General features: G+C 41.9%; 22 protein-coding genes and 1 pseudogene. 10 read left to right on the top strand and 13 right to left on the bottom strand.

Going from position 1 to position 21,930, the window contains the following annotated elements:
* Nucleotides 1–10: 10 nt before the first annotated feature.
* Complete coding sequence (locus tag ACVBDU_RS17535; RefSeq protein WP_447181025.1) at nt 11–2,932, bottom strand: SusC/RagA family TonB-linked outer membrane protein; 2,922 nt, start codon at nt 2,930–2,932, stop codon at nt 11–13.
* 282 nt (nt 2,933–3,214) lie between these two features.
* On the opposite strand from ACVBDU_RS17535, the gene aspS reads away from it, so the two are divergent.
* The 4 genes from aspS to ACVBDU_RS17555 all read left to right on the top strand — a co-directional run bounded on the left by aspS (nt 3,215) and on the right by ACVBDU_RS17555 (nt 8,049).
* Nucleotides 3,215–4,969 carry an aspartate--tRNA ligase gene (gene aspS, locus ACVBDU_RS17540; protein WP_447181026.1) on the top strand — a complete coding sequence of 585 codons (1,755 nt, stop codon included), beginning with the start codon at nt 3,215–3,217 and terminating at the stop codon, nt 4,967–4,969.
* A 585-nt stretch (nt 4,970–5,554) separates the two neighbouring features.
* A complete protein-coding gene (locus ACVBDU_RS17545) occupies nt 5,555–7,351 on the top strand; it encodes a chloride channel protein (RefSeq protein WP_447181027.1) in 1,797 nt (598 codons plus the stop codon).
* A 180-nt stretch (nt 7,352–7,531) separates the two neighbouring features.
* Nucleotides 7,532–7,768, top strand: a complete 237-nt coding sequence (locus ACVBDU_RS17550) for a hypothetical protein (protein ID WP_447181028.1) — start codon at nt 7,532–7,534, stop codon at nt 7,766–7,768.
* A gap of 86 nt (nt 7,769–7,854) precedes the next feature.
* Nucleotides 7,855–8,049: a cold-shock protein gene (locus ACVBDU_RS17555; RefSeq protein ID WP_447181029.1), complete on the top strand. Its 195-nt coding sequence runs from the start codon at nt 7,855–7,857 to the stop codon at nt 8,047–8,049.
* Nucleotides 8,050–8,352: 303 nt separating this feature from the next.
* Here ACVBDU_RS17555 and ACVBDU_RS17560 read toward each other — a convergent pair whose 3' ends face one another.
* Nucleotides 8,353–8,796, bottom strand: a complete 444-nt coding sequence (locus ACVBDU_RS17560) for a nucleoside deaminase (protein WP_447181030.1) — start codon at nt 8,794–8,796, stop codon at nt 8,353–8,355.
* A 41-nt stretch (nt 8,797–8,837) separates the two neighbouring features.
* On the opposite strand from ACVBDU_RS17560, the gene ACVBDU_RS17565 reads away from it, so the two are divergent.
* The 4 genes from ACVBDU_RS17565 (at nt 8,838) to ACVBDU_RS17580 (ending at nt 12,898) form a co-directional block, all read left to right on the top strand.
* On the top strand, nt 8,838–10,619 hold the full coding sequence (locus ACVBDU_RS17565) for a 1-deoxy-D-xylulose-5-phosphate synthase (RefSeq protein WP_447181031.1): 1,782 nt from the start codon (nt 8,838–8,840) through the stop codon (nt 10,617–10,619).
* Between the two features lie 286 nt (nt 10,620–10,905).
* Nucleotides 10,906–11,952: a DUF3078 domain-containing protein gene (locus ACVBDU_RS17570; protein ID WP_447181032.1), complete on the top strand. Its 1,047-nt coding sequence runs from the start codon at nt 10,906–10,908 to the stop codon at nt 11,950–11,952.
* Nucleotides 11,953–12,115: 163 nt separating this feature from the next.
* Complete coding sequence (locus ACVBDU_RS17575; RefSeq protein WP_447181033.1) at nt 12,116–12,541, top strand: GNAT family N-acetyltransferase; 426 nt, start codon at nt 12,116–12,118, stop codon at nt 12,539–12,541.
* A gap of 102 nt (nt 12,542–12,643) precedes the next feature.
* Complete coding sequence (locus tag ACVBDU_RS17580; protein ID WP_447181034.1) at nt 12,644–12,898, top strand: hypothetical protein; 255 nt, start codon at nt 12,644–12,646, stop codon at nt 12,896–12,898.
* A 144-nt stretch (nt 12,899–13,042) separates the two neighbouring features.
* Here the strand turns inward: ACVBDU_RS17580 and ACVBDU_RS17585 are convergent, their stop codons facing one another.
* On the bottom strand, nt 13,043–13,777 hold the full coding sequence (locus ACVBDU_RS17585; protein ID WP_447181035.1) for a hypothetical protein: 735 nt from the start codon (nt 13,775–13,777) through the stop codon (nt 13,043–13,045).
* A 536-nt stretch (nt 13,778–14,313) separates the two neighbouring features.
* On the opposite strand from ACVBDU_RS17585, the pseudogene ACVBDU_RS17590 reads away from it, so the two are divergent.
* A pseudogene (locus ACVBDU_RS17590) lies at nt 14,314–14,891 on the top strand (ATPase).
* On the top strand, nt 14,884–15,036 hold the full coding sequence (locus ACVBDU_RS17595) for a hypothetical protein (protein ID WP_447181036.1): 153 nt from the start codon (nt 14,884–14,886) through the stop codon (nt 15,034–15,036). The pseudogene ACVBDU_RS17590 and the gene ACVBDU_RS17595 overlap by 8 nt, the downstream one beginning before the upstream one ends.
* 180 nt (nt 15,037–15,216) lie before the next feature.
* Here the strand turns inward: ACVBDU_RS17595 and ACVBDU_RS17600 are convergent, their stop codons facing one another.
* The 10 genes from ACVBDU_RS17600 to ACVBDU_RS17645 all read right to left on the bottom strand — a co-directional run bounded on the left by ACVBDU_RS17600 (nt 15,217) and on the right by ACVBDU_RS17645 (nt 21,930).
* Nucleotides 15,217–15,417 carry a hypothetical protein gene (locus ACVBDU_RS17600; RefSeq protein ID WP_447181037.1) on the bottom strand — a complete coding sequence of 67 codons (201 nt, stop codon included), beginning with the start codon at nt 15,415–15,417 and terminating at the stop codon, nt 15,217–15,219.
* A gap of 142 nt (nt 15,418–15,559) precedes the next feature.
* Nucleotides 15,560–16,099 (bottom strand): DUF2867 domain-containing protein, encoded by a 540-nt coding sequence (locus tag ACVBDU_RS17605; protein ID WP_447181038.1) that lies wholly within the window; start codon nt 16,097–16,099, stop codon nt 15,560–15,562.
* A 257-nt stretch (nt 16,100–16,356) separates the two neighbouring features.
* The gene (locus ACVBDU_RS17610; RefSeq protein WP_447181039.1) at nt 16,357–16,923 is read right to left on the bottom strand and encodes a GNAT family N-acetyltransferase; all 567 of its coding nucleotides are present in this window, start codon (nt 16,921–16,923) and stop codon (nt 16,357–16,359) included.
* Between the two features lie 113 nt (nt 16,924–17,036).
* Nucleotides 17,037–17,816, bottom strand: a complete 780-nt coding sequence (locus tag ACVBDU_RS17615; protein WP_447181040.1) for a tetratricopeptide repeat protein — start codon at nt 17,814–17,816, stop codon at nt 17,037–17,039.
* Nucleotides 17,800–18,246 carry a hypothetical protein gene (locus ACVBDU_RS17620; RefSeq protein ID WP_447181041.1) on the bottom strand — a complete coding sequence of 149 codons (447 nt, stop codon included), beginning with the start codon at nt 18,244–18,246 and terminating at the stop codon, nt 17,800–17,802. Before ACVBDU_RS17620 ends, ACVBDU_RS17615 begins: the two co-directional genes overlap by 17 nt.
* 336 nt (nt 18,247–18,582) lie before the next feature.
* On the bottom strand, nt 18,583–18,852 hold the full coding sequence (locus ACVBDU_RS17625) for a hypothetical protein (protein WP_447181042.1): 270 nt from the start codon (nt 18,850–18,852) through the stop codon (nt 18,583–18,585).
* Between the two features lie 296 nt (nt 18,853–19,148).
* On the bottom strand, nt 19,149–19,907 hold the full coding sequence (locus ACVBDU_RS17630) for a hypothetical protein (protein WP_447181043.1): 759 nt from the start codon (nt 19,905–19,907) through the stop codon (nt 19,149–19,151).
* A complete protein-coding gene (locus ACVBDU_RS17635) occupies nt 19,904–20,143 on the bottom strand; it encodes a hypothetical protein (protein ID WP_447181044.1) in 240 nt (79 codons plus the stop codon). The genes ACVBDU_RS17630 and ACVBDU_RS17635 overlap by 4 nt, the downstream gene beginning before the upstream one ends.
* Nucleotides 20,124–20,921, bottom strand: coding sequence for a hypothetical protein (locus ACVBDU_RS17640; protein WP_447181045.1), 798 nt, complete (start codon nt 20,919–20,921; stop codon nt 20,124–20,126). The genes ACVBDU_RS17635 and ACVBDU_RS17640 overlap by 20 nt, the downstream gene beginning before the upstream one ends.
* A gap of 10 nt (nt 20,922–20,931) precedes the next feature.
* Complete coding sequence (locus ACVBDU_RS17645; RefSeq protein WP_447181046.1) at nt 20,932–21,930, bottom strand: hypothetical protein; 999 nt, start codon at nt 21,928–21,930, stop codon at nt 20,932–20,934.

Below are 21,930 nucleotides of genomic sequence, written 5' to 3' on the forward strand. Positions count from 1 at the left end.
TCTTTCTATATTAAAAATTCACGTTAAGATGAAAATAAAATTGTTTAGAGCTCGGAAAAGGAGCCACTTCCAAACCACTGGACAGGCCGGCACCACCGTTCACAGAGGTTTCCGGGTCATAGCTGCTGTAATCCGTAACGGTAAATAAATTCCTGGCGGAGACCCCTAATTTTATGCTGCTTATCGCTTTATCCAACAGGGATAATTTTTCTCCGGGAATGGTATAATACAGTGCTATTTCACGCAGACGCAGATAGCCTGCGGGTTCTATAAACCGGGGTGCTATGGCCCCCATACTTATTCTTTCCTGCCCCGAAGGCGAATTCAGATCCGGAGTAACTCTTCCCAGGTCCGAAAGATATTTGGAAAGGTTCAGGTTTTCCCCTCCTTGTTTCCAATGCAGGAGAAAGGAAAAATTCCATTGTTTATATGCCAACTGATTGGTAAACGACATCTGAAAATCCGGTTCCACATTTCCTACCTGTGTCGGAGCTCCGTCTACATTACCTACCAACTGGGTTACCGGCTTTCCTTCTTCTATATAAAAAGATCCCAGTCCCAGGCCAAACCCGGCGCCGGACAATGGAAATGCGGGAACTCCCAGCCGGGTAACTTCCGAACGGTTTAACCAAAACTGAACTCCTGTGTCCCAGCTAAAATCCGTAGTTCGGAAAATATCCGACCGCAAAGCCACTTCTACTCCCTGGTTTACCAAATCGGCCAAATTGGTAGTTTCCGTACCGAATCCGGAGGAGGTTGGCAAAGCCCTGGTCAGCAACAAATCCCGGACCTTCCTGTTATAGTAAGTTACTTCAATATTTACTTTGTTTGCTATTTGGGTATCGAAACCAACTTCAAACTCTGCTGACGTTTCGGGCTTAATATTCGGGTCTCCTTTTAAGGGTGCTATGGTAAGTCCCCCGTTTCCTCCTATGGATATCGGGTTAAGACTGATAAATGTAGACCCGAAAGCGGCTGAAGACCCGGTTTCTCCGTAAGCTGCCCTGAGCTTTAACTGGCTAAACAGTGCGGAAGAGCTCCAGAAATCAAAATTATGAAGGTTGACCGCCATGGAGGCTTTGGGAAAACCATAAAACTTGTTGACATCTCCGTTAAGTGTCGATTTATCCAATCTATATCCGAATGTTGCGATAAACATGTCTTTGTAATTTCCTTCTGTCTGAAAGAAATAACCGAATTCTTTTACTGTGGATTTGGTTTGGGTTATGGCCTGGGCTGTTCCGTGTGTCAACACGGTTTGGCCGGGTGTCAACTGCGTTGCCTGGTTATATACTATATCTGCTTGCTGTTCCAGGTAGGTGATCCCTGCCTGGGTGGTGATCCCCAGGTCTCCGTTCATGGCATCGTGATTCCAGACAGCTACTCCCTGAAAATTGTAATTGGTAAAATTATTTTTTCCCACTCCAATAAATCCGTTTTGGCCACCTCGTTGTGCCTGGTGTGTTTCCGGAACATATACGTTAGTTTCATTAGCCAGAAAATCAACTCCGCCATTCAAAATCACCCGTACTCTATCCGCATTTCCATTATACAGATTTGTCGTAACCTTCAAAGCCTGAATAAACCTGTTGTTTTTATCTTCATTGGACGCTTTGTCCCTGACAAATACCGGGTTTCCGGCAGCATTAGGGTTATCGGGATAGTTCCCTTCTTCGTCCGGAAAAAGATTTATCCAGGGGCGGGTAAAAGACATATTATAGCCATAGCTCAATCCGCCGTCATTCTCGTTCCCGGTAAAACTACGGCTGGAACTACTCCTTATATAGTTGGAGGATGATGAAATACTGAATGTTTTTGAAATCTGGTGATCGATATTTGTTCTCAGGGAAAACCTTTCGAACCCGGTTCGTTTAATAATCCCGTCTTCATCCCTGTATGATGTTCCTATGTAGAAATTTGTTTTTTCATTTCCTCCGCTGGCGCTAAGCCTGGTATCACTGATCAATCCCTGTTCTCCGTAAATAACATCTTCATAATCAAAAAGGCCTGTTGTAGCTATTGCATTTTCATATAAGGACCTTTCCGATGCTCCGAAATCTCCTTCTACCCTCTCTGCTGTCCAGTTACGCATGCCAAGTTTTTTGATGATAGTATTGAAACCGGTATCCTGGCTGAGTTGGATCTTTGTTTTACCGGATTTTCCTCTCTTGGTTGTTATAATAACCACCCCGGCATTGGCACGGGTTCCGTAAATCGCCGCGGCGGAAGCACCTTTTAACACTTCTATATTTTCTATATCGTTAGGGTCGAGATCCGCAATCCTGTTTGATGAGTTCTCTTCGTTGCCCTGGTTGGCCCCTGAGGCGAAACGCAAACCGGAAGGTATTTCGGCATTGTTGATATAAACTCCATCTACGATATAAAGAGGCTGGTTATTCCCGATAATAGATGAAATACCCCGTAACCTGAGTGCAATTCCTCCCCCGGGGGCACCGGAAGAAGAGGTTATGTTAACCCCGGTAAGTTTTCCGTATAAAGCGCCATCGAGAGTGGTCTGCGCCGTAGTCCCGACAAGTTCTTCGGAAGACACGGTAGAGACGGCATTGGCAAGGTTACTTCGCTTTATGGAAGTTCCGAGTCCTGTGACCACTACTTCTTCCAGTCCCATAACATCTTCTTCCATCTCCACATGTATCTCGGTAGCTCCGGTAACTTCCTGTTCCCGGGCCTTATACCCCAAACTGGAAAAAACAAGTGTGGCCGGAAAGGTATTAACACTTATTTGAAAATTCCCGTCAAAATCGGTCACCGTTCCGGTAGTTGTTCCTTTAACAACGACATTTACCCCGGGCAGTGGTAGTCCCGAACCGGTCTCCCTGACCGTTCCGCTTATTTCGCCCTGTGCCATGACTCCTATTGGGGTAAGAACCATGGTCCACAAGAAAAATAGTTTCCATAATGTTGGTTTCATAATGTTGTTTTTTAAATTACATAGCAACAAATTAATAAAAAATTAACATTAAATATAACGACTGTTAAATATTATAGTTAACAATATTAAATAAACGTACTCAAGACACATTTGTATTACGTATAAAAATCAATGCATCCGACCTTTCCGTAAGCAGATATCTTCTTACATTTGCAACCCGGTTTCGGGATAATGAAAAAAGGACAGGGAAGTTGATTATTCCATGTATGTCAGCTACCTCCTCCGGAACGGGATGAAGAGACACTAATTAACTCATAGACAATGTACAGAAGTCATACTTGCGGAGAACTGCGGAATTCTCATGTAAACCATGAAGTTACCCTTGCCGGATGGGTCCAGAAAACGCGCGATAAGGGATTTATGATATGGATAGACATCCGCGATCGTTACGGCATAACCCAGCTTATCTTTGATGAAGAGAGAACCCCGAAAGATGTTTTTGACAAAGCAAAGACCCTGGGCAGGGAATTCGTTATACAGGTTACGGGTACGGTGATCGAAAGGGAATCTATAAACAAGAACATCCCTACGGGAGATATTGAAATCCTGGTCAGCGACCTGAACATTCTGAATACAGCTACCCTGCCGCCTTTTACTATTGAGGACAACACGGACGGGGGCGAGGATATCCGCATGAAGTACCGTTACCTGGATATCCGGAGAAACCCGGTAAAGGACAAACTTATCTTCCGCCATAATGTGGCTATGCAGGTACGGAATTACCTTTCGCAACAAGGTTTTATAGAAGTGGAAACTCCATATCTCATCAAATCCACTCCGGAAGGTGCCCGCGATTTTGTGGTGCCGTCCCGTATGAACGAAGGACAGTTCTACGCCCTGCCGCAATCGCCACAGACTTTTAAGCAATTGCTTATGGTTGGGGGTATGGACAGGTATTTCCAGATTGTAAAGTGTTTCCGGGATGAAGATTTACGGGCAGACCGACAGCCTGAATTTACGCAGATAGACTGTGAAATGACCTTTGTGGAGCAGGAAGATATCCTTCAGGTCTTTGAAAACCTGACGAGGTACCTTTTGAAGGAAATAAAAGGTGTGGATGTAGATACTTTCCCGCGGATGTCCTATGCCGAAGCCATGCGAAGGTATGGTAATGACAAACCGGATATCCGTTTCGGAATGGAGTTCGGGGAACTCAACGAGCTTGCCAAGGGAAAAGGCTTCAATGTTTTTGACGCCCAGGAACTGGTAGCGGGAATTGCCGTTCCGGATGCTGCGGAATATACGCGAAAGCAGATCGATGCCCTGATAGACTGGGTAAAACGTCCGCAGATCGGGGCTAACGGCCTGGTTTGGGTAAAATATAATGCCGATGGTTCTTTTAAATCTTCGGTAGATAAGTTCTATAGTGAAGCGGACCTGCTGCAATGGGCAGAGGCTACGGGGGCGAAACCGGGAGACCTTATCCTGGTTATGGCGGGACAAACGGACAAGACAAGGACACAGTTAAGTGCACTTCGTATGGAAATGGCCGAGCGTCTCGGCCTTCGTAAACCGGATGTGTTCGCTCCATTGTGGGTTGTGGATTTCCCGTTGCTGGAATGGGACGAGGAAACCGGGCGGTACCATGCCATGCACCACCCGTTCACTTCTCCGAAACCGGAAGATATAACACTGCTCGACACGGATCCGGGGAAAGCGAGGGCCAATGCTTATGACCTTGTTCTCAACGGAAATGAAATTGGGGGTGGTTCGGTACGTATCCACGATGCGGGATTACAAAGCAGGATGTTCGAGTTGCTTGGCTTTACCAAAGAACAGGCAGAGGCACAGTTCGGCTTCCTGATGAACGCTTTCCAATACGGAGCACCTCCGCATGCGGGAATTGCTTTCGGATTTGACCGGTTGGTAGCCATACTCGGCGGACAGGAGATCATACGCGATTATATCGCATTCCCGAAAAACAACGCGGGAAGGGATGTAATGATCAATGCGCCTGCACCTATAGACCAGGAACAACTGGACGAACTGAACCTGGTGATCAAATCCGGATCTTAAACTCCCGGAAAACAGGCAGTCCCGAAATTCCGGATGTAATATTCCGGATTTTATTCTATATTTGCACTTATTTAGAATTAATTTAAAGTAGCAGATGCAGAGTTACAAAGGAGATGCCGCAGGAACGCACTTTAGCAACACACAGCTGGCCATGCTTTGCCATATGGAATGTGGTAAAAAGAAAAAGAAGTGCTGCAAGAAATACAAAAAGAAGGGCAAAACGCATTGCAAAAGTTGTCCGAAACTATAATTTAAAAGGAACAAATCCCGTTCAGGTTCAGCCCGAACGGGATTTTTTTGCTAGTTTGGGAGTGCATTAGTTTGGGAGTTGATGAGTTCGGAGTTGGTTAGTGGGTTATTTCACAGCAATATGGGAAAACGGGATTTTCAGGGTACGGAACAGGATGATTATGCGGGAATAACTCCGAACTACCAACTCATAAACTCCGTAACTTTTACACTTGATCTGTAAAAAACTTGGAATAACCGTATTAATGTACTTAATTTTGCACTTTCTTTTGTGTCTCCGGCACAGTAACGGAATATTAATGTCTTAAGTTTTTTCTTTTGGTGGAACAAGGTAAAATGCCAAAGCAGGAAAGATCATTACTCACCAGGTTCTTGATATGGCGTGCCAAACATATCTCCCAACGTCAGTTTATCTTTATATTGAGTGTACTTGTAGGTTTTACTTCGGGTATGGGTGCGGTGGTTCTTAAAAACTTCACGCACTTTATTCAGCATATGCTGGAGGGTAACCTGGTACAATATTACCACCAGGCGTTTTATTTTATTTTTCCTATTATAGGACTCAGTATAACGTACCTTATTATAAAATACGTTATACGGCACCCGGTAAGTCACGGTATTCCTTCTACTTTGTATGCCATATCCAAAAGAAAGGGAATCATACGACAGTTCCAGATGGTCGGTTCCATACTTACGGCACCCATTACTGTGGGTTTCGGTGGGTCTGTGGGACTGGAGGGTCCTACGGTAGCTACGGGAGCAGCTATAAGTTCTAATATAGCCCGTATGTTCCATATGAACCAGGCAAACCGTACACTTCTGATAGGATGTGCGGCCGCCGGCGCCTTGTCTTCTATTTTTAAAGCTCCTATTGCTGCAATTATATTTGCTATTGAGGTTTTCAGCCTGGACCTAACGCTGGCCTCCCTCCTTCCGTTGTTGCTGGCATCTCTATCTGCCATAATTACTTCGTATTTCTTTTTCGGCTCGGACAGTTTACTGCCCTTTCAGATCGTAGAGGGGTTTGCGATTAAAGATGTTCCTTTTTTTATCATTCTCGGTGCGGTTTCCGGGGTGGTGTCTATATATTTTGCAAAAGTTTATCACCGGACTCATAGTTTTTTTGACGGAATCAAATCGCCTGTCCGTAAACTGTTGATCGGTGGATTGGGCATAGGTATTTTAGTGTTTTTTATTCCCCCGCTCTACGGTGAGGGCTTTGATGTGATAAACAACCTGATAAAAGGAAACCCGGAAAAGGCTCTTACAAACAACTTTTTTAACCTGAGCCTGGATAATGTATGGGTGGTTATTGTCCTCCTTGCCGGGCTGGTATTTTTTAAGGTTATTGCCAGTTGTCTCACATTCGGTGCCGGTGGTGTGGGAGGTATTTTTGCCCCTACCTTGTTTATGGGGAGTATTATGGGACATTGTGTGGCTAAAATAATTAATGTCCTTGGACTGAATAACCCGGGGGTTTCGGAAAGTAATTTTACCTTGGTTGGTATGGCGGGCCTCATGGCGGGTGTACTCCATGCACCGCTCACGGCAATCTTCCTTATTGCGGAACTCACGGGTGGGTATGAACTTTTTATTCCGCTAATGATAACTTCGGCCATTTCGTTTTCTATTACCAAATATTTTATTTCCCACTCCGTGTACACTATGGAACTTGCCAGAAAAGGCGAACTCATTACGCATAACAAAGACCAGGCGATACTCACGCTTATGGATATAGACAAAGTTATCGAAACGGGCTTTGTCCCGGTTTACCCCGGCATGAAACTGGGGGATATAGTTCACAAGGCCGTGGTTAAATCGAACAGGAATATTTTCCCGGTGCTCAATGAAAAGGACAATTCCCTGGCAGGTGTTCTGCTGCTGGACGATATTCGTCCTATTATGTTCGACCAGTCTCTCTACACCGAGGTTTCCGCCTCGGATGTCATGCACGATCCTCCCGCGGTCATTCACCTGGAGAAAGACAATATGACGAAGGTCATGCAAAAATTTCAGGACAGTGGCGCGTGGAACCTGCCGGTACTAAAAAACAATGTATATGTGGGCTTCATATCCAAATCCAAACTGCTCACGGCTTACCGGAGAAAGCTTATTTCCTTTACCACACGTTAAGGAAAAAACCGGGACCGGGATATATTTTAGTTTTGGAGTTGATGGGTTCGGAGTTTGTTTTTTTTCTCCGGATAAGTACCGGGACTGAAAAAAAGTTTAAATGGGTTTCGATGTATTTGCCCTGCCTTTAAAAGCATATCTTTGCATAAATGCGTATAAAACCGTAACTTTTATACTATTATGAAAAACCTCATCCGAATACTGTTTTTTATACTTGTTGCCGCAATTGGCACGGGTTATTTCTTCATATGGAAAGAAGAACCTCACCTGGGTAATCGCATTATTGGCTTTGCTGTACTTGCTATGGCTTTTGTGCTTATGCCACTGTTTCTCTTTCACCGTTACAAGGGCAGAGATATAAGTAAATTCCGCATATTTAAGGACGACGAAAACCACAAAAATGCTGAAAATCAATAATTTTTTTTCAAGAAAAAACAATTATTTAACCTTTTGCATTCATATAAATCCTACATTTGTCACTTTAATTTTATTTACAATTTACAATGACAGGAACAGTTAAATTTTTTAATGAATCTAAAGGTTATGGATTCATTACCAACGACGAAACAGGCAGAGACATCTTTGTACACGTAACAGGATTGAAAGGTGTTGAGCTCAAAGACGGAGACAAAGTAGAATATGTTGAACAAGAAGGACGAAATGGGATGGTTGCCGCACAAGTGCAGGTAATCGGATAATATATATTTTATTTTGATTGATTCAAGGCGTTTACCGAGACAGTAAACGCCTTTTTTATGCGATGAAAAAGCCGGGGAGTTTTTTAGTTCGGAGTTGGTGAGTTGGGAGTTCTTGGTTGTTTTCCTATTGTCGTATTTTATGCCCGGACAAATTTGCTTTCTATAGTATTATCTTCCCTGTTCCTTCCGGGATTTCCCCTGTAAGTTATTAACTCCAAAACTTTTTAAACTTTATCTCCCGGTTTCTTAATATAAGAAACTGTTTAAGTTTTATCCTTTGGTTCTTTTGGGTCCGGCAAGGGATCAAGTCCGCTTTTCCTTAAAGAACTTTTTCAGTAATGCGGATGCTTCTGCTTCCATGATACCTTCTTTTAGCTGTGTTTTGGGGTGCATGGATGTTCCCATAGCGCGGTAACCCCGGTGCGGATCGGCAGCGGCGAAGACGACGCGGGATATCTGGCTCCAGTACAGGGCCCCGGCACACATCTGGCAGGGTTCGAGGGTAACGTAGAGGGTGCAGCCTTTCAGGTATTTTCCGCCCAGGAAATTGGAAGCGGAGGTAATGGCCTGCATCTCGGCATGAGCTGTAACATCGGTAAGGGTTTCGGTAAGGTTATGTCCTTTGGCTATGACCCTGTTGTCTATTACAATAACGGCTCCTACCGGGACCTCTCCTTTTTCGTAAGCTGCTTCTGCTTCCTGAAGCGCCTTTTTCATAAAATAAACATCGTCAAAAGTGTCTGTCATACCTGCAAAAATACAAACGCATCTCGTACTTTTGTGTCGTCATGTCAAAAAAACTGTTAGATCATATCACTATACCGGAAGACCTGCGCCGGCTGCATGCGGAACAACTGCCGCAAGTGGCAGCGGAACTGCGCGATTTTATCATTGATATTGTTTCGGTAAAGGAGGGCCACCTGGGAGCGAGCCTGGGTGTAGTGGAACTCACCATTGCCCTGCACTATGTGTTCAACACACCCGACGATCAACTGGTATGGGATGTGGGGCACCAGGCGTACGGACATAAAATACTAACGGACAGAAAGGAGATTTTCCATACCAATCGCCAACTGGGCGGTATCAGCGGTTTTCCGAAACGAGGGGAAAGTGTTTACGACACTTTTGGCACGGGACATTCTTCTACTTCCATATCGGCAGCACTGGGTATGGCCATTGCTTCGAAACTAAAGGGGGAAACGGAGAAACAGCATGTGGCGGTTATAGGGGATGCTTCTATTGCGAGCGGAATGGCTTTTGAAGGGCTTAACCATGCGGGGGTTACGGATGCGAACCTTCTTATTATACTCAACGATAATGCTATTGGTATAGACCCCAGCGTAGGGGCGGTAAAGGAATACCTGACACAGGTAAAGAAAAACCGTAAACTGGCACGCAACAATATTATCAAAGCACTGAACTTTGATTATACGGGACCTGTAGACGGGCACGACCTGCCTGCTTTATTGCGGGAACTCTCCCGGTTAAAGGATATACGGGGGCCTAAATTCCTTCATGTTATTACTACTAAAGGCAAGGGGCTCCGAAAGGCGGAGGAAGACCAGGTACGCTATCATGCCCCGGGAAGGTTTAACAAAACTACGGGGGAGATCATTCCGAAACCTGTTTCGGAAAAAGATCCGCCGAAGTACCAGGACGTCTTCGGGCATACTATTGTGGAACTGGCGGAGAGAAATGAAAGGATAGTGGGGATTACTCCTGCCATGCCAACGGGAAGTTCTTTAAAGTTTATGATGGAAGCGATTCCGGAAAGGGCTTTTGATGTTGGTATTGCGGAACAACATGCGGTGACGCTTGCAGCGGGAATGGCCACACAGGGGCTTATCCCCTTTTGCAATGTATATTCTACCTTCCTGCAACGGGCTTATGACCAGGTGATCCACGATGTTGCTTTACAGGACCTCCCGGTGATCTTCTGCCTGGACCGCGCGGGCCTGGTAGGTGAAGACGGGGCTACACACCACGGGGTTTTTGATATGGCTTACCTGCGTTGTATTCCGAATCTCATTATTTATGCTCCTGCAAATGAAACGGACCTGAGGAATATGATGTACACGGCCCAGCTGGGACTTCCCCACCCTATTGCCATCCGTTATCCGAGAGGGAGGGCTACTACGCCGGAATGGCGGCAACCTTTCGCTGAAATAGAGATCGGTAAGGGAAAAATGGTTAAAAAGGGGACGGATGTGGCTGTTTTAACTATTGGAAGTATTGCCCGAAACATATTCCCTGCCCTGGAAGGACTCACTGAAGATCAGAAAGATAGGGTTGCGCATTACGACATGCAGTTTGTAAAACCCCTGGATGAATCTTTGCTGCATAAAATATTCATGCGGTTTAGGGCGTTAATTACCGTGGAAGACGGGTGCATTTCGGGAGGGTTCGGAAGTGCAATCCTGGAATTTGCCGCTGCCAACGGGTATAAAAAGACTGTGCATTGCCTGGGGATACCAGACCGTTTTACGGAACAGGGAAAGGTAAGTGAACTGCAGGAGTTCGCCGGTATAAGCCCGGGGCTGATACGGGAAGCGGTAATTAAATTACTATAAAAGTTACATTTTTATATATTAGCCATTTATAAATATATGAATATCAATGCCCTGAGACTAAAAAAACAACCTACAGCATTTAATTGCCATATATTGGAATAAATAATCCTAACCAGCCCGGTATGATACCAGAGATAGAAAGCCAATCCGAATCCGTTCGCAGCGGCACAGGAAATACCACAGGGTCGAAAGCCGTTGAGACCTGTACGTGTGTGTTTTCCCTGTTTTTTTATCGCGGTGTAACCCCGGGGAACACTAATCTAAATATAAAACCTTGTTTTTTACAATGAGAAAGATCGTCTCTTTAATTGCAGCCGTTTTTTGTATGTATTCGCTCGGGGCGCAGGAAATCCTTACGCCTTTAAATACTTCGTCGTATGGTGTGCATTCGCTGCCGGTACACATTCCGAAAGATACTTCTTACAGAAGGGTCAAACGTTTACAGAGTATTGTGCCACCACTACCGGAGCCTATATCTTACTGGACCAAGAAAAACGAAATGGGCGTTGTACTCAGCCAGGTGGCTTTTTCTAACTGGAACGCCGGGGGTAACAACTCGGTTACGGGAATTTCGTCGGCAAACTTTGTCCGATGGTATAAAAGAGGGAATGTAAGCTGGAACAACGAGCTTATCATGCGATACGGGCTTAACTCCCAGGAAGACCAGAAACTGAGAAAATCGGATGATGTGATAGAACTGAACAGTACGTACGGTTATCGTACGAGTCCGAAATCGAACTGGTATTATTCTGCCAAATTTACTTTTAAGACGCAGTTTACGGATGGTTATAAGTACCCGGACCGGGACAATCCCATATCTAAATTCATGGCGCCGGGTTATCTTACCTTCGGTGTCGGGGCGGGATATTCGCCAACGGATAAAAAACTCCAGTTTTATTTTTCACCGGTGACACAAAAGGCTACTTATGTGCTGGACCAGGACCTGGCAAATTCAGGGGCTTTTGGTGTACAGAAGGCCTTGTATGACGATGATGGTAATATTATCCGGGAAGGAAAGCAGACCCGGACGGAAGTGGGTATCCTGGTCACAAACGAATACGAAACCCAGATATACAAAAATATGAACCTTGTTAACAAGGTGACTCTTTACACGGATTATCTGAACGATTTCGGTAATGTGGATATCAATTTCGAATTATACCTCAACCTGGTGGTTAATGAATATGTAAAGGCGAACATAGGGGCGCACCTTATTTATGACAATGATATAAAAACACGGGAACTGCAATTAAGCGGGAACGAGACTTTTGCCTATGGCCCGCGGTTGCAGTTAAAACAGCTACTGGGTGTAGGACTCAATTATATGTTTTAGTGTATAGTACGGTATAAAGCTCCTGAACGGGAGCTTTTTTTATGGAATACCGGTAAGAATTAATAGTTACGCTAAGGGTATACGTGTATGCTGTGTTTTTTCTGTCCTTTTTACGATAACGAGACCTGATTGGTATATCCTTATTATATTTGCCGGAATTTATATGGCAAACAAGGACTTTTATATTAAAGAGATACCGGCCTCGCATACGTGGCCTATGCGCCACCGGGTGATGTACCCGGAGATGTCCCCGGAAAGTGTTATCCTGGAAGAGGATGCGAACGGTATTCATTTCGGGTTGTTTTCTCCGGACCATCGGTTGGTTTCGGTGATCTCGCTTTTTGAGCGGGAAAACGGCCATTACCAGTTCCGTAAGTTCGCCACGGATACTTCGGAACAGGGAAAGGGCTACGGTTCTGCCCTGCTCTCTTATATTATTGACTTCTGCCGGGCGAAAAATGCCCGGGGACTCCGGTGCAATGCACGCAGGAGTGCTGCTGCTTTTTATAAACGCTACGGTTTCAGGGAAACGGATACAACCTATTTTAAGGACGGCCATGATTTTGTGGTTATGGAACGGGAATTGTAAAATACCGGTACTAAAATCATATCTACAACCACAAGAATATTGTTCGTAGGTGCTAAAACTATATTCACAGCCGCAAGAATATTACTCACAGGTGCTAAAACTATGTCCGCAGCCACAAGAATATTGTCCACAGGTACTAAAACCATATCCGCAGCCACAAGAATATTATCCACAGGTACTAAAACCATATCCGTAGCCATAAGAATATTATCCACAGGTACTAAAACCATGTCCGCAGCCACAAGAATATTACTCACAGGTACTAAAACCATATCCGTAGCTACAGGAATATTGTCCACAGGTATCCAAACAAAACTCCCGGCTATAGATATGTTGTTTGCAGGGATAAGCTATTGATTTGCCTTAAGGAAGACAAAAATTCTTATACCCTGTTCCTTATCTAAGGCCGGGAGTGCAAAACAATATTCTGGTTGGAGGTTGTATAGGGGGAGAAAAACAAGGCTACAATGTTTGCAGCTCTGTTTTAATGGTACGGACTTTTCAGCCTACCATAGTGAACGTAATGCCGGATACCCTGGCATGCTGGTCGGAACTGCTGCCGTAGACAGACCTGACGTACTTTTTGACGTTCTGTGCCAGGTCGTACAGCCCGGTGTTCTTGCCGTAGAGCAACTGGTTACGATGGCGAAGGGCTTTGTTAAGCGCTGCTTCGCTCCGGTCTACTTCGGCGGTGGCGTTGTGCATGTCTGCCAACAGCTTGTCCAGGTTCTTTTTTTGCAGTTCTTCTTCGTTAGGGCCATAGTTGTCTACGGTTTGTATAAGGGTAAGTAACTGCGAGAAATGCTCTGCCCGCTGTGTGTAGGACTGGCGGGAAGTGGATATCCCGGTAATGGTTTCTTCCATTCCGTTCTCATCGGTTCCGGCGGTTATTTTCCTGGTGGTTCCGGAACCTTGTATGCGCTTGTTCAGGGAACGGGCACGGTCTGTGATCCCGTTGCTCAGTCCCAGGATGTCCAGGTGGTTTACTATCCTGGTACAGAAGGGGTTTAGCTCCTGGTAAACATCCTGCCTGTGGTGAATGGCGACTTTGTTTTCCGCCCTCCTGGTTTCGGCCTCGTCTATACTTTGTTTGGCCTCGTCATGGAGTTTGGTGAGATTTTCTACGGTAAGTGCTTCTACAGGCGGATTGTACTTGTCGTAGATTGCGATCTGCGCAATGAGTTTGCTTAGATTGGCCACGTTCCTGGCATGGCCGGTTTCATAAGTTGACTTCATAATATTAAAAATTTAAAGTTAAATGTATGTACGTCCGGAAGTAATTGGGACGGTACTTGGTGTTATTCGCATGAATGTGTTTTTCATCCGGTTGCTTCTTTTAGCTACCAGATTAAAACTTTCATGTAGAGATCAGGTGGTTTTAACTTAGTTATTGCATGCAGATGGTTAAAACTGATTACAATATATAAAAAAGTCGCGTGCTGCGATATTAAAATTTTCTTAAAAGTGGGTTTTTGGGGAAACCTGGGCTTTGGCACATCCCGAGCTACGCTCGGGACACTCAGCCACCTTGGTTTGGGCTTTTTTTAAGAAGGTCATTCTTTATAAAAACGATATCTATAGTGGGCGGAGTACGCCGACGATGACGGGAGTGTATTGAACCGCGGCTTATTACTAACTTCATCTGTAAAATCAAATAAATAAACATTTACCCGGTAAAACGCTGAAAAACCTAATGAAGCTACAGTACCATAAATACTATCACATACACATTAGTAAATTTTCATCCGAAGAAAAGTTTAACTTTGTATAAAATGAAAGATAAAAATCTTTACATAATCGCGGGGTGTAACGGAGCAGGTAAAACAACGGCTTCTTATACAATTTTACCAGAAATTATTCAATGTAAGGAATTTGTCAATGCCGATGAGATTGCAAAGGGGCTTTCTCCTTTTCAACCGGAAAAAGTTTCTTTTGAAGCCGGGAGAATCATGGTCAATAGAATTAATGAACTTTTGGAAGATGATGAAAGTTTTGCTTTTGAGACGACACTATCAACACGGAGTTACAAGAATAAAATTTTAAAAGCTAAAGAGAAAGGATATACCGTGACACTTTTGTTTTTTTGGCTTAATAATATTAAGTTGGCCAAAGAACGTGTAAGGACAAGGTAATGGAAGGCGGCCATAATATTCCGGAAAAAGTAATAGAACGAAGATACCGGAAAGGGATTAAAAACCTTTTTGATATTTACCTGGATATTGTAGACAGCACTTTTATTTTTGATAATTCGTTTGGAAAACACAGGCTTATAGCCCGTAAGATAGAGCAGGAAGACATATTGGTTTTTGATGAAAAAGAGTTTAACCGATTAAAAAAAATTTATGACTAAAAGAGATAAGCAAATAGAGCTACAGGACAAAATTGTAAAAGGCCTGGAAAAAGTTTACGAAAGACTGATTGAGTTCAAAAAGGAGAAAAAAAGTGAACTCGTTGTTATGAAGGGCAATAAAATAGTGAGAATTAAACCAGAGTAAGCTTTGGAGTTATTCTATTTCGATAGCTTCCTATAACAGCCTGTGGCTGGCACTTAGCCTCCTTACTTTTGGCTTTTAAAGGAAATATGCTTAACGCAGTTGTACGACTGTACGCAAATTTTCTGATAATCCCCTTCCACAAAAAAGAACTAACCGTAAATACCTCCCCGGATGCTTTTTTTATCTTGCATTTTTAGTTACTTCTGATAATTCTTTTTCAATAAGCCCCATTGAAATACGCAAAGCTGCAATACGTCTTTCAAGTAATGTTTGTTGGGAAGGGTTCTCTTTTAATGTTGTTTTAGCTTTTTCGCATTTACGGATTAAAGAAGCTATGGCTATATTAGCTTCTTCTAACTCCTTTTTGCTATACGTATTCATCTGTTTATTTTTAGTTGTTCTTCATAGGTCCTCCGGACGGGGATAAAGGTTTCCTTCATCTTGTGTCGGACAAGATTTAGGGGCACTCGTTGCAAACGAGCGCCGGTTACGGGCATTTTCTGATTGATTTTGTTTCGTGTTTTTATTGCTTTTCTAATTCCTTGATAGTTCCTTTCAGCATTGCAGGAACGATTAGTTTATGGAAAGGCTGAACGGGTAAAAAATATAATCGTCCAAACCAGTTATTAAATTCTACTACCGTTGAAATGGTTAGATTTTTCTCATTTGTTCTGTCTGGTCTTTGTTCTATATATAGGGAAACCCGGAAATTCAAATGTTTGTCGTCTTCTCCTAAAATGACTTCATTTTCTGTCCTGGCAAACACTTTGAACAGTCCGAGTTGCTCGTTTGGCTCACATTTGAAGTTTTCCAGTTCTCTTTCCCTGCTTGTAATATCGCCCGAAGTTTTTAACCCAAAAATGGAAACTATTTTATTTCTGATTGTGAATAGTTTTGCCATCCATTTTGGCCCGCTTGAAAAAAAGGCTTTTCCTACGTCAGCCGAAGTAACTTTATTTTCAATGTCATTAAGAACGCCTTGAAAACTGTCTATGTGGTTGTATTCTTTGTAAGAATACTTGAGTATGGAATTTTGAGGAAGCTTCGTTTTAATTATTTTCATTTTCAGTTTGTTTGTGTCGTTTCATGTAATGGGCACTTGTTTTTCCTTTGTACGGATGGGTTTCAAAGGGGGGGCTTCGGTACACTTCTGCCTTGGGGGCAGAAGCACTCAGCCACCTTGGTTTGGGCTTTTTTAAGAGGGCCATCCTTTTGATTGCCCTGGTACACTTCTGCCTTGGGGGCAGAAGCACTCAGCCACCTTGGTTTGGGTTTTTATAATTTGTTTTTTTCATAAAAATGACCAGGAGGGATACTTTGCTACCATAGGTTTTTGTTTATTTCATAACAGATACATTTTTCATATTCCGGATATGCTTTCAATTTCGGATGATTGAATCTGCCTTTTTCCACCATCCCAATTTTCTTCATAACATTTTCGGACTTATGGTTATTGACTGTACAAATTGAAATCACCTTTTCGAGTTTTAACTCATTAAATGCAAACTCAAGGCATTTTTTTGCACCTTCGGTTGCAAATCCTTGTCCCCAGACACTTTTTTTCAGACGCCACCCTATGTCGGTAGCAGGAGTGAAATCCGTTTTATAATCTTGATCAACTAAACCAATAAATCCGATAAATTCTCCTGTTTCTAAAATTTCTGTTGCGAAATAATTGTATCTGTTTTTCTCATAATGTGTTTGCATTCTTTTGATAAATTCCAATGATTCGTTTTCGGTCAATGGTTTTGGGAAGTGTTCCATAACCTCTGAGTCGGCATTTATTTTGGCAAATTCCGTCAAGTCGTTTATAGTCCAATTACGAAACCCCAATCTTTCGGATTTAAAAATGTAGTCTTTTTTCAAATGTGTCGTAACTTGTTTCATATGCGATATTTTAGTCCCATATGGAGAGTTAATTATCCTATGCAATAGTGTTACAGTTCTTTCAAATCTCCTCTAGCGCTTATTTACAACGAGTGCTAGAGGCAGCCTTTATCTTAATTGTTTAGTTGTTTTTTAAATTCCAAAATTTCCGAAAGATAGATTTCATTGAGGAATTCGTTATATACATCATCTCGTTTGTATGCGATATTGTCTTCTGCTTTCTGTATATACTCTTTGGCTTTTTCTGTTTTTCCGATTTTCAGATTGGCTTTGGCTAATCCGAAATAGGCTTCGCAAACTTTATCGGATTGTTTTAATGCGCTATGGAATCCGGATATTGATTCTTCATAATTACCTAGTTCGTATTGACAAAGCCCTAAATACACAAAGGTTTGAATATCTGCCCAGTCTTCTCCCTGGTTTTTTATGCTCTTGTTAAACATTTTAATGGCTTTGGTATAATCTTTCTTTCCGAAATAACATTCTCCACGTAAAAAATCGATGTCTTCACCCCACGGGGCATCTACAAAATTTGGTGTTAAACTATCAAGTTTCTCAAAATCCATTAATGCTTTGTCATAGTCCCGCATTTTCCGGAGCCGTATCCAGCCCCGATAGCCTAAATGGGCAACGGGGTCTAAGGCTACGGCTTTATCAAGGTATTCAAATCCTTTTTGGAAATCTCCAGCCTTATTATAGGGAATGGAACGTTCCACCCATGCCTGGCTATTGTCCTGGTTGTATTGCAGGGCCATCTCAAAATGGTTTATCTCCGTTAAAAAGTTCGACTTTTCTCTGTTGTTCTTGATATTCCACCACATGGTTATTCCTATACTAATACATAGTATAAGTATGCCTATGGTAATAAGTCCGTATTTAAAAAATCTCTTCAATTTTTCCTTCTTTTATCTTTAACCGAATAAGATTATAAGTCTTAAAGTCCTTATCTCTTTTCCAGTCCTTTAGTCCTTTAGTTATTTTTTTTAGTTCCTCCGCCAATTTTCCATCATTGAATTTTGTGTCCTTATAATCTTCATCAATTTGAAAGGTCTCTATGTCACATAGGTTTCCGGTCTTTGAGATATGAAGTCTCAGGGTTATAAATCCGTTAGCGGGTTGGATATTACTTTTTGTATCCTGAATTTCTTTAAAGGCTTTTCTCAGTGTTATATTTTCTCCTTCTATCCTGCTGTTTATACTATTGGCCCAGTATGGCACGGAGCGTTCGTGGCAGTCGGGCTGATCTTTTGAGAAAGAGAATAACAGGAATATGAGGAATATGGTGGCAAGTCTTTTCACGGTTAAGGTCTTATTGTCTAACAAGGTAATACCATTTTAGGAATTTACAAACAGAAAATTACCAGGAGGGGTACTTTGCTGCAAACAACCAGGAGCGTTTGTTTTTCCTTTGTACGGATGGGTTTCAAAGGGGGGCTTCGGTACACTTCTGCCTTGGGGGCAGAAGCACTCTGCCGTCTTGGTTTGGGTTTTTATAATGCCTTTTTCCTTTCCGTTGCTTCGCTCGGGCACCTCACTTCTCCTGTTAATCATCGGGATGAAGGGAAGGGCCTTTTTTGTTTTGTCTTTTTAAGTGAATATACTTTCTAAAAATACCAAAAGCCCCGTGCCGGGGCTTTGTCTGCTTTTGTCCTTTTATGATTATGTGTCTAACGTTCTATCCATACCGAAACACTCTCCTAAGGGCGTGGTACTTTTAAGAATATGGGTCAGGTAGTAAAGGGAAAAGGCCATTTCATCGTCTTGTTTGTGATGTTCGTGGACTTCGGCGATAAGCTGAATGGCATGGGTTACATAGTAGCGCAGGAGTGCAAGGGTCTCATAGCTGTCTACCATGAGTTCTACATACTTTTCGCCACTGGGATTGGTTTTGAGCGTGTCTTTGTACGCTTCGAAATCTAAGGTTTTCATATATGTTATAGTTTAGGAATATTAAAGCCCGTAGAGGTTAGGTGTCCTACGCCTATAACAGCGTTACAGTTCTTTCGAATACCGTCACCATACCATACGGGCAAAGTCGTTTTCATAGTAATATGTGTTATAGTTTAAGGAATAGTAAATATACGCATTTTTAGTGGTAACGGCAAGTATAATGGGGAGTTTGGGAGGTTTTTTGGTGTGGATATTTACAAGAAATAACTGGTGTTTTTTATGGGCATTGCAAATACAGGAGACAGTGGGTACTCGTTGCAAACGAGCACCAGGGGTTAATTTTCATACATTTTAGCTAAGGCATCCATTAAGTCCGGGAGGGGCAGTTTAGTTAATCCGGGACTATACCCACAAGACTCCAGGTAATACAATAAATTCTCCTGGTTAATGTCATCGGGTTTTGGATTGTCGGGGTCTCGTATTAATCCTGTAAAGCCAATAAAAAGATATATAGCCCGAAGATTTTCTTTCGGTTTTTCACAAGCTAAAGCGTAGTCTTCCAATAGACCCCAAAAATTCCCTTTAAAATTAAAAATCTCCGATTTGTTATTTAATAGTTCTAACCACACATTGGCACGGGCAACATCTACACTGCGGATGTTTTTGAATGCATATTCAATAAATCCATAAAGTTTTGGGGAGGAATTTATCCTGTCAAAATTCTTCTTCAGGACTTCTTTATTTCCTGTTATTTTAAGATCATTCATGTCTCCTCCTTCAAAGCTTAATGTATAGCTTACAGAATCATACGATTTTAATGTATTAAAGAAGGTATATCCAAGCATTGCTATCACTGTTTCATTGGATATCTGATCTATAAAATAGGACTCTAAAGATTTCTCTTTATCTTTTTTGAAGTCAATATTAATCCTTAATTCTTGATCTTTCTCTTGTATGGATATATGGTTTATGAGTTTCCAGCTATGTAATTTTTTTTCCATCTCATTAGCTAAAATATCTGTGTCGGTTTTAACAGTATTCTGACAAGATAAAAAAAGTAAGGGAAGGATTAAGATTAAAATTGTTTTGTTCATTTTTTAATTTCTATATCTAACATATCCAAATATAATTTCCCTTTCCCTTCCAAAACTTTTAATGAATCTTCACCTATTCCTCTTTTATTTAAAAACTCTAATCTACCATTTATTAATATATCATTTATTACCCTTCCCGAAGAGTCTAGGGGATTTTCTTTATCCTGCGTCGGGCAAGATTCATTTGAGGCGGGGAATTTTAAAGGGATATTTTGCTTATTCTTCGTTTGGTGCAAAATGAGTATTAAGCTTATTTAACATTTCCTCTAAAGGAAGTTTTATCCATTGCGGGTTTATATCTAAACTACAGGATTCTATATAATAGTATAGTTTTTCCGGAGAAATGGCATCTTCATTTTCCGGATCACAAGCAGCATTACCAACGACCATTAAATTATAGACTGGAGAACCCGAAGTACCATGACCACTACACACCTCAGCGTATTTATAAATCAAATCCCAAAAATCTCCTTTGAAATCTATTAAATCTACTTCTTCGCTAGATAAAAACCTGATCCAAGCATCTATTTTTTGAACTCCTGGTGCTCGTATATTTTTAATAGTGTGTTCAACAAAATCATGATATAGCGGGCTTTCAATAAATTTTTGATGATTCTCCTTCAAAAATTCCCTTTTCATAGATATTTTATAGTCCTCTACAGAAAATGGTTCTGTATTGGGCAGGGTTACAAGCCCTTCAAAACTGAAATTGTATATTATTTCTTCGTATCTCTCGAATTCTTGATAAAAAGATTCATTAATCATGTCGGCAAGTACCGTAACGAATTCGCTATTATAATTATTATCCTTGTCAATTTTGAGGTTAATGAGAATGGTTAATCGTTTTGCATTATCATCTACGGACATTTTTTTTTCTTCCGCTAAGGAAATTTCGCTCTCAACATCCCATTCCTTCATTTTAATTTCTATTCCTTCTCTTATAGCGACTAACTCCTTGGTAGAATTATGACAACCTATGAAACAAAAAATTATGAGAATTAAATATTTTTTCATTTCATCAGTTTCATTTTTTGTTCTTAAGTTCTTGTTTCACACGCCATAAAATATCCTCTTTAATGGAATTGGCAGAATCTCTATCTATTTTATACTTTTTTAAAAGCTCTTCTCTTCCGTTAAGGGTGGTATCATTTACAGCTCTTAATATGGAATCATTAGCATCCAAAGGTACCATAGTAAAATTGACAGTGGAAACTGAATTCGATAATCCTACAGTAGCCACGCCTCCTCCCAAAGTATTAGCACTCCATATTCTTTCCTGTGTGTGCAAATCCCTGGCCTCAAACCTGGCAAATTTAATCAAAGCTGCTGCACTTGTGGATTCTAATGAACCATTAAATAATTCCTGTAACGTTGTTACTTTTCGCTCTACATGAAAATTAATTTTCCCGACGGTAGCTGCCATCACTTCTATATCCGGCTTGTTGGCTTTAAGGGGGTTATTGGCTGACACCCCTCCGGATATGGAAACAGGAGAAGTGAATTGATAAGGCCAAAATCCTGTTATTTCATTTATAGGAGCCTTTATTTCCAGTTTTCCCAGGGAATGACCATTAACTCCAATATAGGTGACTGCAGTGAGTTCAAACTTTCCACTGTGCGTTTTGGGAGATATAGCAATTTCGGCTTTTACAGGTTTTGTTTTCCTTTTACCATAAACGACTACTTCATCTAACTCTATAACATTTATTAAACATAACAGCGCTTCGTCTTCTAACTTATTTATGTATAGCCACAACTCGTTTTCCCAGTTTTTGGCAAAATAATAGTCTACAAAAGCAGCGATCTCTTTTTTATGTAAACCTAAACTTTTGAAATGTGTGGAAGCATTGAAGACAATATGTTTTTTGGCCATGATCATATTGCCTTTGAGCTTTCGTTCTATATCAAAAACGGTCTCGTTCCTAACGGCATGGTCTACGGTTTGTTTGATAACGTCTTTGAGCTTTTGCTTTACGTACCTTTCTAACTGCCGGCATTTTAGTTTATGTACAATCCTGTTCAT

The organism is Sinomicrobium endophyticum, from assembly GCF_052983315.1.